Origin of the sequence: Algoriphagus litoralis (assembly GCF_003259255.1) — a bacterium.
Lineage (GTDB): Bacteria > Bacteroidota > Bacteroidia > Cytophagales > Cyclobacteriaceae > Algoriphagus > Algoriphagus litoralis.
Genome location: NZ_QGOL01000011.1, coordinates 139930 through 155207, shown reverse-complemented (window position 1 = coordinate 155207; position 15278 = coordinate 139930). Strand labels below are relative to the sequence as shown.

Annotated in this window: 13 protein-coding genes; 2 read left to right on the top strand and 11 right to left on the bottom strand. The window is 43.7% G+C overall.

Annotated features, from left to right (window positions below; translation table 11 throughout):
* Positions 1-182: 182 nt before the first annotated feature.
* Complete coding sequence (locus DK188_RS13790; protein WP_111671403.1) at positions 183-863, bottom strand: DUF6624 domain-containing protein; 681 nt, start codon at positions 861-863, stop codon at positions 183-185.
* A 24-nt stretch (positions 864-887) separates the two neighbouring features.
* Entirely contained in the window at positions 888-1724 is an 837-nt protein-coding gene (locus tag DK188_RS13785) for a GLPGLI family protein (RefSeq protein WP_111671402.1), read from the bottom strand.
* A 117-nt stretch (positions 1725-1841) separates the two neighbouring features.
* Between DK188_RS13785 and DK188_RS13780 the strand changes: the two genes are divergently transcribed.
* Together DK188_RS13780 and DK188_RS13775 are read left to right on the top strand one after the other, a co-directional pair.
* Positions 1842-3407, top strand: coding sequence for a sensor histidine kinase (locus tag DK188_RS13780; protein ID WP_111671401.1), 1566 nt, complete (start codon positions 1842-1844; stop codon positions 3405-3407).
* On the top strand, positions 3404-4084 hold the full coding sequence (locus DK188_RS13775; RefSeq protein ID WP_111671400.1) for a response regulator transcription factor: 681 nt from the start codon (positions 3404-3406) through the stop codon (positions 4082-4084). Before DK188_RS13780 ends, DK188_RS13775 begins: the two co-directional genes overlap by 4 nt.
* Before the next feature lie 99 nt (positions 4085-4183).
* On the opposite strand, the gene DK188_RS13770 is transcribed toward DK188_RS13775, so the two are convergent.
* From DK188_RS13770 to DK188_RS13730, 9 genes are all read right to left on the bottom strand, one after another.
* Positions 4184-4495: a helix-turn-helix domain-containing protein gene (locus DK188_RS13770; RefSeq protein WP_111671399.1), complete on the bottom strand. Its 312-nt coding sequence runs from the start codon at positions 4493-4495 to the stop codon at positions 4184-4186.
* Positions 4492-4839: a type II toxin-antitoxin system RelE/ParE family toxin gene (locus tag DK188_RS13765; protein WP_111671398.1), complete on the bottom strand. Its 348-nt coding sequence runs from the start codon at positions 4837-4839 to the stop codon at positions 4492-4494. The genes DK188_RS13770 and DK188_RS13765 overlap by 4 nt, the downstream gene beginning before the upstream one ends.
* 164 nt (positions 4840-5003) lie before the next feature.
* Positions 5004-6269 carry an alpha/beta fold hydrolase gene (locus DK188_RS13760; protein ID WP_111671397.1) on the bottom strand — a complete coding sequence of 422 codons (1266 nt, stop codon included), beginning with the start codon at positions 6267-6269 and terminating at the stop codon, positions 5004-5006.
* 97 nt (positions 6270-6366) lie between these two features.
* Complete coding sequence (locus DK188_RS13755) at positions 6367-7839, bottom strand: sulfatase (protein ID WP_111671396.1); 1473 nt, start codon at positions 7837-7839, stop codon at positions 6367-6369.
* Between the two features lie 185 nt (positions 7840-8024).
* Positions 8025-8891 (bottom strand): sugar phosphate isomerase/epimerase family protein, encoded by an 867-nt coding sequence (locus DK188_RS13750; RefSeq protein WP_111671395.1) that lies wholly within the window; start codon positions 8889-8891, stop codon positions 8025-8027.
* A 144-nt stretch (positions 8892-9035) separates the two neighbouring features.
* Positions 9036-10730, bottom strand: a complete 1695-nt coding sequence (locus DK188_RS13745; RefSeq protein WP_111671394.1) for a GMC oxidoreductase — start codon at positions 10728-10730, stop codon at positions 9036-9038.
* Positions 10731-10742: 12 nt separating this feature from the next.
* Positions 10743-11276, bottom strand: a complete 534-nt coding sequence (locus tag DK188_RS13740) for a gluconate 2-dehydrogenase subunit 3 family protein (protein WP_111671393.1) — start codon at positions 11274-11276, stop codon at positions 10743-10745.
* Positions 11277-11385: 109 nt separating this feature from the next.
* A complete protein-coding gene (locus DK188_RS13735) occupies positions 11386-13734 on the bottom strand; it encodes a patatin-like phospholipase family protein (protein ID WP_111671392.1) in 2349 nt (782 codons plus the stop codon).
* A 32-nt stretch (positions 13735-13766) separates the two neighbouring features.
* On the bottom strand, positions 13767-15191 hold the full coding sequence (locus tag DK188_RS13730) for an amidohydrolase (protein ID WP_111671391.1): 1425 nt from the start codon (positions 15189-15191) through the stop codon (positions 13767-13769).
* Between the last annotated feature and the right edge of the window lie 87 nt (positions 15192-15278).

Here is a 15278-nt window from a genome sequence, read left to right as displayed (position 1 = left end):
TTTGAGAACATTCACTGCGATGAAGAATTTGCTTCCAAAAAGGCATAGTTGGTTTAGATTTCAATTTTAAGCGGTTTTAGAGATGAGGTTGCTGTAGATGGACACGCTTCGGACCAAAGCCACTGACCTTACGACTCAGCACCTGTCATCTATTTCTTTTTCAATCAATTACTAACCGTCCTTTATTGAACTTGATATAATTTCGGTTCGGTTACCCCTTTTTTGGCATAATATTCTTTGTTCATTTCAAAGTTCATCAGGGTCATTTCATTCAAATATTCCTCTAGCGGCTGAAGTCCAATTTCCATTCTTCTTTGATTTACATTCATACTATCCGCAAGATTTTTGGGGAAAGCTTGACAAATTTCCATGTTGTAGTCAACCTGGGTTCCATAGATTTGAGGCAGGCCATTGTTTATGTTTACCCGATCGACTAACAATCCGTAATTCCTTGGATTTGCATTTTTCTTATCCACCTCGATTTTCATTTTTTCCAAAACTTGTTTTTGAAAATCAGGATCGTGGTCAGAATGCTGAACCATCAACCAAAAGTTGCCAGAGCCTTCCTCACCAGCTAAGTCGAAGCCCACAAAGCCGTGTTGGTCAAACAACTCCTTGAGTCGGATTTGGTGGGTGGTGAATACGCTATCTTTAAATGAATTCCATTGTTCACTTGACATTTCTTTGTATTTCCCTTGAGGAATATAGGCCGCGATTTGGTCAATTTCTGCCATTCTTTTAAGCTCATCTGCTACCTTTTGATCAAACTCAACTTTTTCAGGTACAGACACAGTTCTCCCTTTTCTTTCTTTACAACCAAGCAGCAGAAGTCCAATCAGTAGTATTCCAGAAAGCTTATTCATAGGTATTTGCATTACTACAGGCTACTAATTCCCAATCCGAATCGTAAACTGGCTCCCCTCTCCCGGTTTGCCTTGATATTGATTCATCATTTGCTTCATTCCCTCTTCCTGCATAGCTCTGAATTCCTCCCGGTTTACTACTTTGCCTCGCTTAGGCACTTCGATGGCGACGGGTTCCTTGGCAGGATTGAGTTCAATTCGCTCACAAATCAGCGTTCTGCCACCATTATGGATTTCGAGGATCAGCCCAGGCAGTCCAAAGTAATTTTCCGGCCCATGGGAAACAGGAATATCCGGAGTAAACCACGCAGTGATATTGATCGTGTCTTTGACGTTTTCCATTTCGGTCATTCCTGTAGAAAATCGCTGGGAATCAATTATTCGTGAATAGGTTGCTTTTTGGGCGGTGTATTCCCCGATCTTTTTGGATTCACCGGTCAACTCCCACTCAGCAGGCTCTAGGGCATCCTTGACCAAAACTTCTTTGCCCATCACTTCCTGCTCTTGGATGTACGACTGGTCCGCAATGTTTTTGTACAGGACCCGATCTTCGCTCCCTGTATTGATAACCATGGTCATTCCGCCGGAGGATGCAGTAGCAGGACCGCCTCCCAGAGTTTCGGCCTGCTTCCAGTTGGATTCAGTTTGGGTAAATGACAGGATATAATCCCGCTCCATCTGTTTTTTGAGTTGAGCTTGGATTTCGGCCATTTGTTCAGGTGCCATTTGCGAGCTGTCCATTGAAATTTTAATCTGAGAGGAAGATTTATAATAAGCTCTTCCTGTCAGACCTTGGGCGAAAGCAGCTCCAATCCCCATGAAAAGGATCAAAATCGAGAGAAGGGTAAGTCTGAGGTTCATATGTTTATATTTTTAACTTCACAAATGAAGAAAAGCCAAAACTAATGCTGTGTTAAGCACTGTTAACGTGTGTTAACCTCCATTTTTTCCGCTTTTTTATCCTTCTAATTTAGCGGTGTGGAAAAACTGAATTTCAAGCGGATAGGCATTTTGATCGGAGCTACTTTGCTGATCAGCATTGGGGTCCAAGCCTGGAGAATGTATTCCCAGTTTGAAATCATCCAAAGCCAACTCGTCAGCGATATCCAGGAAAGCTTGGATAATGCAGTCGAAAGTTATTATGCCGAATTGGCCAAAACCAACGTCATCACACTCACGGATAATCTTGAATTACAAAAAGCAGAAGATTTAACGTTCTCGGTAGATTCTCTTCCGAATGGGTTTGATGGAGATTTTTTCTTCAAAACTGACACTTTGCTTGACAAAGGAAATCAAAGTCCATTTTTTGAACGGATCGGAAAAAGCAAAATGATCCTCAAGGCCATTGAAGGACTCGAAGGGACTACGGATTCAGTTTTTTGGATGGGTGAATTAAAAGACAGTCTCAAGGTCTTTCCCAAAATCGATTCCCTGCGGCATAAGGCCGTAGATCAGGTCAACAATGTGAAGATTTTCTACGGCAGAGATGCGGCTGACAGCCTTTCTGAAATCACTTACTTGACCAACCGGATCATCATTTCCATCACCCGAGATTCGATAGAAGTAGACAAAATCAGGGAAAATCTAAAAGCTGAGTTGGACCGGAGACATATCGAAGTGGATTTTACCCTTCTGCATCATGATGCTAAGGCAATCCTAGATTCTTCAGCAGTTATACAAAGGGAAGAAATGCCGTTTCGTGTAGTGTCTCGATCTACTTTTCTACCAAGAGATCAATCTTTGGAACTCAATTTTGAAAATACCGCCAGCACAATCCTGAAGCGGGGAATCTTCGAAATCCTGACTTCCCTGATTTTCCTCGGGATCATTGCTTATGCCTTCTACTACCTCTACCAGACGATCAAAAACCAGAAGGAAATCGCTGAAATCAAGCAGGACCTGATTGCAAACATCACCCACGAATTCAAAACGCCGATCGCCACGACGCTATCTGCTATCGAAGGAATCCAGCAGTTCAATCCTGAAAACGATCCTTCAAAAACTGATCGATATCTAGGAATTTCTAAAAATCAGATGTTCAAATTGAATCAAATGGTTGAAAAACTCTTGGAAACTGCTACGCTCGATTCAGATCAGTTGGTTTTGAAAAAGGAAGCGATAGAACCAGAAATTCTTTTGCGTCAGCTCGTCCAGAAGTTCCAAACTTTGGCACCGGATAAAGCTATAGATTTGATTTTGCCGGCCAATCCAAAGCCCATTTTCGCAGATTCATTTCACTTCGAAAATGCCCTCTCCAATCTGATCGACAATGCGATCAAATATGGCGGAAACGAAATTCGAATCTGCCTCGATCAAAGTGGTATGAATAAAGTCAGGATTTATGACAATGGCGGAAATATAAGCTCTGAGCAAAAGGAGCGGGTTTTTGAGCAGTTTTACCGAATTCCAAAAGGTGACCTTCACGATGTTAAAGGCTTTGGCATCGGCTTGTATTACGTGAAAAAGATCCTGGAAAAGCACGAAGGCAAAATCGAGCTGGAGATAGGAAAGCAGTCCACCACCTTCAGCACCTACTGGCCATGAGCAAAATCAATGTAATTCTCGCTGAAGATGAATTGGCCTTGGGGACGATCATTCAGGAAAGTCTGGAAAGCCGGGATTTCAAAGTTCGGCTCTGCGGAGATGGACAAAAGGCATGGGAAAGTTATTTGCAGCAAAAACCTGATGTGCTGGTCTTGGATGTGATGATGCCGAAAAAAGACGGTTTTTCACTAGCCGCTGAGATCAGAAAAATCGACCCACATACTCCGATTATTTTCCTCACTTCCAAAAGTCAAACCGAAGATGTTGTCAAGGGTTTTGGACTTAGGGCAAATGACTACATCCGGAAACCTTTCAGCATGGAGGAACTCATCGTGAGAATTAAGGCTCATCTGGATAAAATCCGGGTTCGCCAAAGTCAAAGCGACTGGATTACTTTGGGGAAATATGAGTTTCATCCCACCCGGCAGTTGTTGAAGTTTGGAGAAACCGAGCAACCGCTCACTTCCAGAGAATCACAACTTCTACAGATCCTGCTGGAAAATGCAAATGACATCACGGATCGCACGCTGATCTTGAATCAAATCTGGGGTTCAGACGACTTTTTCAACGCCCGTAGCATGGATGTCTTTATCACCAAGCTCCGCAAAAAACTTCAGGACGATCCAAATATCCAGATTCTGAATGTTCGGGGATATGGGTTTAAGTTGGTGTGTTGAAGGTTTTTCGGATTACAAATCCTCCTGTAAGAATTCGAGATTGCAAATCTCAAATAGCTGTAAGACTGCAAATCTCGAATAGTGAGACCTTTTCTTCTTCTATGCGATCTTCACTTCAGTATCCATCAATTCAACCTTGAAGTTGACTTTAGCTTTTAGCGCTTCAAATACTTTCAAAATTGTTTCGATGGTTACGTTCTTTGTGTTGCTTTCAAGTTTGGAGATTTGAGATTTCTGAACCCCTATAAGTTCTCCAAGTTGTTCCTGAGTCAGTTGACGTTCCTTTCGGGCGGTCTTGATCATTTCACCGATTAGTTCAAGCTTCAGCTCAAATTCAAATTGATCCCTTCTTGGCGTTCCAACTTTACCAATAAGCAAATCTTGGGCTTCATCAAGACTATATGATTTCATTTTCCTTTATTTTTTTTGTGAAAATATTCTATTCTTATCTGTTCCGCTTTTTCGATCTCCCTTGGACTTATCTTATCGGTTTTTTTCACAAAACCATGAGTTCCGCACACCAAAGTCATTTCGTTGTTTTCTTTGTCCCAAAAAGCGAGAAGCCGGTATTGAAGTCCTGCAAATTGGGTTCGGAACTCCCAAATGTTTTGATTAAGCTTTTTGAAAAGTTTGGGATCATTCAGGATTTGAGCTTTTCGAATATTGTAGAATATTTTGTCCTGAACTTTTACGTCTTGGATTTTAATGAATTCGAAAGCTTCGTCCAATAACTTGATTTCAAACTTTTTTTCCATCAAATGAACAGTGATTAATACTTGTTAAATATAGAAAAGGTTGCAATAAAAGGAAACTTTTAATAGAATTTGTCTGCAGATCTATTTTATCTAAATCCCACAGGCGTAGATTCGAGATTGGCAATCTCGAATTCCGACGATTTTAGAAAAGTTATTTTGTTACCTCACTTTTCAACCTTGGAATTAGCCAAGTTCTTTTTGAAAAGCTCCAGATCGCTGTGCTGGCTGATTTCACCCATTTCCACAGCCTTTTCAAAATAAGGAACCGCTTCCTTCGCTTTTCCCAAAGCTACCAAGCCATCCCCCATGCTGTCATAGACATTGGCTGAATCAGGAAATCGGTCTAAGTTGTACTGAAATAAAGCGATGGCATGCTCCGGTTGATCCCGCCGAAGTTGATCATAGCCTAATCCGTTTATAAGGGGTTCTGGGATTTTATTTTCAGGGTAATAAGCTAACAAACCGTCTAAAAATTCTTCAAAGTCTCCAACTGTGTATTTTTCTGACGCGGAAATTATTCGATCAGCAGGTTTTCCGTAGTATTTTGAAAGAATTGCAGAAGCAACTTTTTCTGGTTCCTGAAGGTGCAAATAATGCATGTAATTTGAAATCACCACGAGTTCAGAATCCTTACTATTGAGTACCCACTTTGTAAAATCTGCAATTCGGTTTAGCTGCAGCATGTTTAACAATTCTTGGTAATTTAATCCCAAAGAAGGGTTCAATGGATTTTCCATATAGCCCATGTGCTTTCCTCCCACTAAAATTACTGAGGGAATTTCCGGAAAATCATAAAGCTTTAAATCTTGGGTTTTTCCCTCAAAAAAATCCAGCATCACCTCTCCTTCACCCTTCACTTCTGCGGGGGCATTTTTGAAAGCCCCCCTCCTCATGTTAAAATAGTCAGTCGCAATTTTTTCTCCATCCATTCCTTCCCGATCAACAATTGAAATCATCGATTCTTTGCTTAATGTTTTATCCATCGGGTCAATGTATATCATGCCTTCAATATCCTCTGGATAGGTCTGGGCAAAATGGTTCATCAAAATCGCCCCCCAACCATCACTGACCAAGATGTAAGGAGGTGCAAGTTCCAATTCATCTAGGAGCCGCTTTAGCTGCTTGGTGCGATTGGCAGGTGTAGGAAGCTCCTCCCTCGCTTCGGAATTTCCTAAACCTGCTCGGTCGTAGGCTAAAACCGGTATGCTTTCCTCAATTTCAAGGATGACGCGATTCCAATTCTCCAAATAAGCGCCCAAGTCTCCCTCCAAAATGATCAATGGCTGTCCTAGCTTGCGGTTTTTAATCCCCTCTAATTGATAATGCTGGGACTTCCCATCAATTTGAATCGTCTTGGAGGCCTTTTGGGCGAATGAGAACAGTGATCCTGAAAAAACAAATAGGAGGCTTAATGCGAAAGATTTTTTCATAACTACCTTGTATTTAATACTGTCTAGTTACTAAATGATTTAAAAAAATCCTACTAATTAAATCTTTTTAGTGCTGGAAAATCGTAAGAATTGCGGATTACAAACTGATTCCATCTTTTGAACTTTTTATTTCTATACTACCCCTTCGATAAAAATGGGGATATTCCTTCAGCCTAGGCAGCCTCGCATCCGTCTTTTTCCACCAGTTTTCCAGCTTAGTCTTCAACTGAGAAGCTACAAAAGGAAGCTGCTGAACCAGATTGGATTTTTCCATGGGATCAGTCGAAAGGTCATAGAGCTCAGCCTCTGATCCGTCAAAGTAGTAGATCAGTTTGTAATCGCCAGAACGGACAATGGAGTAAGGAACTACATCCGGTGCTCTATAATGTGGAAAATGCCAAAAAAGGTCTCTGCTGTTCTCTTTCTGAGGATTCTCAAAAACAGCCTTGAGACTTTGACCATCCAAAATCTCAGGCTTGAATTCCCCTAAGTATTCCAAAATCGTCGGAACCCAGTCCATCGTGATGATCGGTATAGCTGAAACCGTGCCTGCAGCAACTTTTGAAGGCCAGCTCACAATCGTAGGCACCCGGATTCCTCCTTCGTAGGGATAACCTTTGTAAGACCTAAGGAGGAGATTGACAGTCACCGGTTTTTGGGGATTTCCGATCAGGCCTCCATTATCTGAGGTGAAGATCACCAGTGTATTTTCACGTATTCCCAGTCTATCCAACTCATCCAGAACTTTGCCGACGTTTTGGTCCAGATTCTCTACCAATGCGGCATAGGTGGGATTTCCTTGCACCCCAGGAACCTTACTTTTGTACTTTTCTACCAAATCCTCAGGTCCCATGATCGGTGTGTGAACCGCATAGGGAGCCCAATGAATGAAAAAATTTCTGTCTTGATTTTTGATAAAATTCAGGATTTCATCCGCTTCCCTGTCGGTTAGAAATTCGCCTTGTCTCCTTGGCGGAACATTCTTCAACACATAATCAGGTAATGCATTTTGAGCTAAATAAGGATCAAAATAACTGGGCGGCTGCCCAAGATCATTCCCGCCGATATTGATGTCGAAACCTTGATCTTCGGGATGATTTCCCGCTTCGCCAAGGTGCCATTTGCCCACATGGAGCGTCGTATACCCCACTAATGTCAAGCGCTCAGCAAGAGTTATTTCCTCTAGCGGCAGAAAGCCCTGATTGGTAGGGGTACGGAGTTTTTGATCGCCATTTTCCTCATAGTCCGTAGGCAGGGCGAGACCGGAACCTCCTTGAAACTTGGCACGAATCCAATCTGTGATTCCAGTCCGAGCCGGGTATTTTCCTGTCAGGAGTGCGGCCCTAGAAGGAGAACATATCGCAGCGGCAGCATAGGATTGGGTAAAAAGCATTCCCTCCGAGGCCAATTGATCCAGATTTGGAGTTTCATAAAAGTCACTCCCGAAAGCTCCCAAATCCGCTGCCCCCAAATCATCCACGTGTATGAGCAGGATGTTAAATACCTCTTTTTCTTGAGAAAAAGCAGAAAAAGAGAGTAAAATCAAGGCAGATAGGATCAATCTTTTCATTTTGATTCCTCCTTATAGGTTAAATAAAATCAATTCATGGAAAAATTCAGCCAAACCTTAAGCCATCACCGTGTATGGTAGTGTATTAATTCAGTAAGGTGGTTTATTCAGTTTAGTTAAAAGCCAGAGGAAGTCGGGAAAGTAGGAAGAGTCTTTCCCGCCCCTCTGCACCAATCGGAAAACTTCTAGTACTTCAAACTCTTCAAGTAAGCGATACTTTTTGGCAAAGCCTCCAGTTCATGCTCGCTTTCATCTTCAATGAACATGTGCTTGATCCCTATTTTGTTTGCTTCGCGAAGTATTGCTGGAAAGTCCAACTCACCCTGACCTAAGACTACGTCATTCTCCGGACCAGTCAAGCCTGTCATATCCTTTGGTGCTCCTTTTTTGAAGTCCTTTAAATGTAGCGAAACCCATCTTTTACCATATTTTTTCAATAAAGCAGCCGGATCTCCTCCACCAAAATGCGTCCACATCACATCCATTTGCAAGGAAACATATTTTGGATCGGTGTTTTCTACCAAATAATCAAACAGGGTTCCATCCTGATAGGATTGAAATTCATATCCATGCACATGATATTTGAAAGTCAGTCCATTTTCCTTCAGTACTTTTCCTCCCTCATTAAATGCCTTGATGGCTCGATCCGCATCCGCTTTACTGAACTCACCTCTTTTGTGCGGAATCCAAGCACACATCACGTACTTTGCTCCCAATGCCTTAGCCCGGTCTGCAACAGCTTGAGGGTCGGATTCCAGCTGCTCGAAGCCTGTTCCGGTAGAAGGAATGGATATTCCCCGATCTGCCAGCATTTTCTTGAATTCAGCCGGATCCACACCTTGTGGTGCTCCGCCTTCAAATTCGGTAAAGCCCATTTGTTGAATGATATCCAGTGTCTCCGGAATACCATTTTTCCACTGATTTCTGAAAGTATAGGACGCAATGCCGAGTGGTGCTTGAAACATCGGCTCACCTTTTTTCTGGGCGCTAATTTCCGAAGGTGAGAAAATCCAAGCTAAGGCAAGGAGAAGAGGAATTAGTGTTTTTTTCATAGATTTTTGGGTTTTGTCAACGGTCCACAGACGGCAGTCTACAGCCGATCCAACTAAATTTTGGGTTTTGTGCTAATTCAGAAATCAAAGGCTTGAATCTAACAACAAGCAGCAGTCGACAGTGGTCCGTCGACTGTTGACCAATTACAAATTCAATTTGTTCAACTCCTCCACCGCGAAATTTGCAGCTCGGGCAGTCAGGGTCATAAAGGTCAAGGTTGGATTTTGGGTACTGCCGCTAGTCATGCAGGCTCCATCTGTGACAAAGACATTTTTGCAGGCATGGAGCTGATTGTGGCTGTTCAGCAGGGAAGTTTTCGGATCTTTTCCCATACGCACTCCTCCCATTTCATGGATATCTGAGCCCGGAGGCGCTCCTGAGTCACTTACATTGATGTTTTTGAAACCCATTCGCTCGTACATTTCGCTTTGCTGCTGGACAAAATCTGCTGTCATCTTATTGTCGTTGTCCTTCCATTCTACAGACATGATTAGCTTTGGAATGCCGTATTTGTCTTTTTCACTTTCGGAAAGCCGGATATGGTTTGATTCCTCAGGCACCATCTCACCTTGCATCCAAGCAGCCATTCCCCAGATGCCATATTTTGGACTGAGGAGACTGTCACGCAGGGCATCGCCAATCAATTCACCATTTCCATCTAATTGACGGCTACCGGACATTCCTATGGCATAGCCACGGAGGAAATCAGTCTCTTGTCGGTATACATTTCGGAATCGAGGTACATAAGCATGTCCGGGATTGCGTCCGTCATTAAATTTATCCTGGAAACCCTCAAATGTCGCGTAGCCTTTGCCCCGATAATTGTGACAGGTGATGAATTTACCCATCATGCCGTTGTCATTCCCCAGTCCGTTGGGAAAACGGCTGGACTTGGAATTGAGCAAAATTGCATTGGAATTGATCGTAGAGGCATTGAGGAAAATGATTTTTGCATAAAACTCAATCGACTCCTGAGTCAATCGATCGATCACTCGGACCCCAACCGCCTTTCCTTTTTGCTCGTCATAGATCACAGATTCTACGACAGAATCCGGTCGAATCGTCAAGTTTCCGGTCTTCTCCGCCCAAGGCAAAGTCGATGCATTTGCCGAAAAATAGCCTCCGTAGACACAGCCTCTATTACACATATTTTGATTCATGCATTTATTTCGGCCTTGATCTTTGTGAATCTGCTGAGGATCGGTCAAGTGGGCACACCGACCTTGGATCAAGTACCGATCCCCATACATTTCTTTCAGCTGCTCGCTGTAGTACTTTTCCAAGCAACTCAATTCAAATCCAGGCTGGACAATCTGATCCGGAAGCACGTCCAGTCCATCCCGACTACCTGCAAAACCAACAAAAGTCTCCACATAGCTGTACCAAGGCTCCATATCCTTGTACCGAATGGGCCAATCTACGGCATAACCATCGCGGGCAGGACCCTCAAAGTCAAAGTCCGACCAGCGTTGCGTTCCTCGTGCCCAGAGCAGTGATTTGCCTCCTACATGGTACCCGCGAAACCAGCGAAAGGGTTTCTCCTCGATGTAGGGTTGCTCATCCTCGGCAAGAGCCCAGTGCATGGTCTCCTCCCTTCGCCAGTTGGCTGCCCCTATTCCGGATCGCTTCTCAATGGGTACTACGCCACGAAATTCAAATTCCCAAGGCGCTTTGGAAGCTGTGGGATAATCTTCTATATGTCGCACCATCCGGCCTCGCTCGAGCACCAGGGTTTTTAGTCCTTTTTCAGTCAGTTCTTTTGCAGCCCAGCCGCCTGAGGCACCCGAACCGATGACAATGGCGTCATAAGTTCGCTTGTCTTTTGAGTCTTGTAACATGTCGTTTTGGGTTTAGGATTGGGGAACGTCTACACACCCTCGGTAAAATCCCGGAGCTACCTGATACCCTCGGTAGTTGACCATGACTTCTTTGACAGTAGTGAATCCCATCACAGTATTGGATCGCATCAGTTCATAGAATTTGGATTCTGATTCGATTTCTGAGTTCTTCAATCGGAGCAGGGCCTGCTCACGTTCCATTTGGGTGAGGTCTACAAATCCAGCCTTTTTCAGGGCTTTCAATTGCCCTTTGATCAAATCCTGCTCTTCCTTTTCGTAGCACTTCTCGAATAACTTGATCAAAAACTGGTCAGTACCTGTACTCAATGCACCTATCGGCTGCGCATCTGAATTGAGCAATCTTGGAGGAAGACCAGCTGGGATGAAAGTATCAGCGATCGAAGCGATCAATTGCTCCTCCTCCAAGCTAAAAAAGCCTGAATGAGTCAAATGATCAATAATTTGCCACTTTCTATCGGCGAGCACCAATCCGGCTATGCCTACGACAGATCCGCCTATGATTTTGAGTGATTTACGTCTATCCATGGTATTTGGTATTTTGGGCAAATGGGGAATGACAAGATAGATTTTTTTGAAAAACGGATGTGGAAAATTGGATAGAATTCCATAAATGGAAAATCTACTTCAAATCACCTCAGCGATCGGAGTAATTGAATGAAAGCCCGATCGAGAAATAGGTTCGCAGTCTCTTGTCTACTGTATTGCTGGTTACCCCAAAGGTGATCGGTCCAAGAATGGAATTGTAGGAAACATCTGTTCCGTAACCAAAGTAGCTTTCATCTCTGAATATCTTTTTAGGAAAATCAGCCGCGTCAATGGGGTATTGCTGACTAAACCCAAGAAAATTAGCCCCAGCTCGAAGGTAGATTTTCTTGATCGGGACAAACTGAATTTCTGCACCGGCTTTGATAAAATTAGGGGTATTCACCTCTCCATAATTTAGACCCCAAAATGGTGTGTCACCAAAACGAATATTTTGATAGCCGCCAACTAGAAAATCCTGGAAAATCTTTCCCTGTTCATCTGTTGAAATGATCAGCCCTCCTGCCACTTCAGGCTTGAATTGCACCTTGGAACTTATTTGGATAAATTTTGAATATCGGCTATAAAAAGACAGGTGAGGATTTGGGGTAAAAACATCAATTACTCGTTCCAATATCGAAACGGGGACTGAAATCGATTCACCATTGGAGTTAAAAGTCAAGGTATCTACACCAGCCTGCAAATTGAGTCCTATCCAATCTTTTACATTAAACACTGACTCTACCAGCCCTTCCGCTCCCTTGGTGGGGAAATTTCTGTCATTCTGAGAATTGCGATAGTAAGTAAATTTAAGACCCAAATACCGTTGGTAGGCACTTTTGAGACCTTCCGGAAAAATGGACGCAAACCGGAATTTTGAATTACTGTTTTCCATCAACACCCCAAAGGAAAAAGCCTGCTTCAACGAAGAAGTGGAAATCATTTGTGCCTCTGCCCGTGAATTCTTCACAATATTTATGTTATCCTCTTTACCTGCGGTATAGGTAGGGAGCTGCTGATTGAGGTAATTCAAGCGAAGATTGAAGGCAAACTTTTTACTCGGCCCGACATATTTGTAATGATCAATCCGAAACTTTGGATTCTCAGAGATATCCGCGATTACCAGCGTCCGAGAGGATTTCCCTAGCAGATCTCTGGCAGTATAATTCAGCAAAATCCCAGCAGAAAACTGGTTGTCATAGTGAATGGAGGTATTGAGGAGTCTGGCGGCTTTTTCTTTGACCCTGAGCTGCAGTGAAAAATCTGTCTCATCTGCGGGTACCAAGCTATAATCGACTTTGTAAAACCCATTCATTCCAAAAACCCGATTAATTCCATCCTGCAACTCATCCCGGGTCACTTCTTCTCCAGCTTTGATGTCCAGCTTGGACAAAATCAAAGAAGGCGGGAAAAGTGAATTGCCTACGACACTGATATCCTTAAATCGAATCGAGCGTGCCTCCATACCAATTCCTTGAATTTTTGCATGGAGGCCTAAGCTATCTGCAACCAGCTGGAATTCAGGAAGAAATTTCTCGCCGGTTTCATCTCCAATTTTCAAAATGGCATCAAAATCCCCAAAACTTGCCGTACCAAATGGCCCGAGGTCAGGTTTGATATAAATATCAGTTCGGGAAATGTTTTCGGCAGTTTTCCCTAGGGATTGAGCCATGGACAACTGCATCAAAATGGCTCCAAAACCATCCAACTCTGCCGCCTGAATAAAATCCTCATCACTTACATTGACTCCGATGACAAAGTCAGCTCCCATCTCCCGGACCACATCTATGGGGAAATTATCAACCACACCTCCATCTACTACCATGGTACTGTCCAGCTGAAATGCTGTAAAAGCTGTGGGAATAGCGATACTGGACCTCAGTGCGTCATGAAGGTAGCCTTCCTTGAAGACCACGGCTTTCCCAGTACTGATGTCAGTGGCGATGCATCGAAAGGGAATCGGGAATTCATCAAAGTTTTTATATTTTCTAGCTGGCCAAGTGTAGTAATGGAGGACTTCAGACAGCATTTGTCCTTCGATAAGTCCTGAAGGAAGAGAAATCTTTCCATTTCGGATAGGTAATTCAAGAAGGTACCGATTATAGTATTCCTTTTCTTCAAAGGCTATTTTCTCAAATCCCACCCGATTGGAAATGATCAAATCCCAATCAATGGCCCGAATAATCTCCTCTAGTTCGTCTGCATTGTAGCCCATGGCATAAAGGCCGCCTACGACAGAACCCATGCTTGTTCCCGCCACATAGTCCGGACGGATTCCGGCTTTTTCCATTGCTCGGATTACTCCGACATGTGCGATCCCTTTGGCTCCGCCTCCACTCAATACAAGGCCGATTTTGGGTCGATCATCAGAAACATGATCCAGCTGAAATGCACTTGACCTGCCTGTAGTCAGAAGTACAAGTCCAAAGAGGCAGAAAACCAAATAATGGAGGCAGCGCATATGTAGTCTATCGGCCCAAGATCATTACGGATTTACTTTCTGTAATCTAGCGGGGCCTTTCGATCTCCTACCAAAGCCTTGTATTCAAAATCTGCTCCCCTGCGTTTGTTCAGCTCTTCCAGAGCTTTTACAGTGACGGAGGGATCTTTGAATAGGTCCATGGCAGTCAATGTCAGGGTTTTGGCAGCGACCATCATCCCTTTTTGTCCTATGCTCATGCCACCTGCCGCAACTGCCTGCCAAGTATGTGCAGAGGTTCCAGGAACCCATGTGGCGGTACCTAAACCTACTGTAGGCACAAGCCAACTGATGTCTCCCACGTCGGTAGAACCTCCACCACCTTTTTCGTTCACTATAAACGGAGCAATTTTTTCAGCATCTTCAGGGCTTGATTTTACTCCGGCAGGATAGGTCTTGATGATCTCTTCTGCAAATTTCCGCTCTTCTGGGGAATAGCTTACCCCACCAATTTTCTCCAAGTTTGCATGCATTATCCGGGCAAGTGTTTCATTGGGCAGAAGGTTATATACCCCATTGATCACTTCATATTCCATGCGGGTCTGTGTACCCAAGGCAGCACCCTCAGCTGCTTTTACCATACGCTCAAAAATCTGCTGTACAACCAAGGCATCTGGATGTCTGACATAATGATAGGATTCGGCAAAAGCAGGAACAACATTTGGCGCTTCACCACCACGCGTGATCACGTAGTGCATTCTGGTTTCCATTGGTACGTGCTCACGCATCAGATTTACCATGAAATTCATCGCTTCTACGGCATCCAATGCTGACTTACCTCTCTCCGGAGCTGCGGCGGCATGGGATGCTTCTCCATAAAATCTGAACTTCGTAGAAATATTTGCCAAGGAGGAAGTTGCTCCGGCAGCATTCTGAGAGCCAGGATGCCAATGCATCATGACATCGACATCTTCGATGAGTCCGGCACGTGCGATGTAGACTTTTCCTCCACCACCCTCTTCCGCTGGAGTTCCATATACTCTCAACGTTCCTTGGATCTTATTTTCCTTCATCCAATCCATCACAGCAATCCCGGAAGCAACTGAGGCAGCTCCAAAAAGGTGATGCCCACAAGCGTGTCCGGGACCGCCTTCTACTACGGCTTGTCGAAAGGGTACCGCCTGCTGCGATACACCTGGAAGCGCGTCAAACTCGGCCATGATTCCGATTACTGGCTTTCCCGAACCAAATTCGGCAACAAAGGCAGTAGGAATATCGGCTACACCAGGTGTTACTTTAAATCCGGCATCCGAGAGGGTCTTTTGCAACAGTGCTGAGCTGTTTGTTTCCAGATATCCCAATTCAGGATTGGCCCAAATCTGCCTGGCAAGATCACCATAGAAATCAGCTTTCGAATCCAATTTTTTGAGAACATCCTCTTGCGCAAAAATTGAGAAACAGGAAAGGTTGAATAGAATAATCAGGAAATATTTTTTCATATAAGGTCAGTTTTGTTCGGCAAAATACTAATTGTTAGCAATTGATTGGCGGAATATCATAGCGAATCCAAAGAAATGGAAATAATA

Bases quoted from the DNA above. Each gene is read 5' to 3' on its own strand.
- DK188_RS13765 (WP_111671398.1), bottom strand. From the start codon at position 4,839: ATGGAAAAAAAGTTTGAAATCAAGTTATTGGACGAAGCTTTCGAATTC.
- DK188_RS13735 (WP_111671392.1), bottom strand. From the start codon at position 13,734: ATGCGCTGCCTCCATTATTTGGTTTTCTGCCTCTTTGGACTTGTACTT.
- DK188_RS13755 (WP_111671396.1), bottom strand. From the start codon at position 7,839: ATGAAAAGATTGATCCTATCTGCCTTGATTTTACTCTCTTTTTCTGCT.
- DK188_RS13775 (WP_111671400.1), top strand. From the start codon at position 3,404: ATGAGCAAAATCAATGTAATTCTCGCTGAAGATGAATTGGCCTTGGGG.
- DK188_RS13750 (WP_111671395.1), bottom strand. From the start codon at position 8,891: ATGAAAAAAACACTAATTCCTCTTCTCCTTGCCTTAGCTTGGATTTTC.
- DK188_RS13760 (WP_111671397.1), bottom strand. From the start codon at position 6,269: ATGAAAAAATCTTTCGCATTAAGCCTCCTATTTGTTTTTTCAGGATCA.
- DK188_RS13740 (WP_111671393.1), bottom strand. From the start codon at position 11,276: ATGGATAGACGTAAATCACTCAAAATCATAGGCGGATCTGTCGTAGGC.
- DK188_RS13745 (WP_111671394.1), bottom strand. From the start codon at position 10,730: ATGTTACAAGACTCAAAAGACAAGCGAACTTATGACGCCATTGTCATC.
- DK188_RS13790 (WP_111671403.1), bottom strand. From the start codon at position 863: ATGAATAAGCTTTCTGGAATACTACTGATTGGACTTCTGCTGCTTGGT.
- DK188_RS13730 (WP_111671391.1), bottom strand. From the start codon at position 15,191: ATGAAAAAATATTTCCTGATTATTCTATTCAACCTTTCCTGTTTCTCA.
- DK188_RS13785 (WP_111671402.1), bottom strand. From the start codon at position 1,724: ATGAACCTCAGACTTACCCTTCTCTCGATTTTGATCCTTTTCATGGGG.
- DK188_RS13770 (WP_111671399.1), bottom strand. From the start codon at position 4,495: ATGAAATCATATAGTCTTGATGAAGCCCAAGATTTGCTTATTGGTAAA.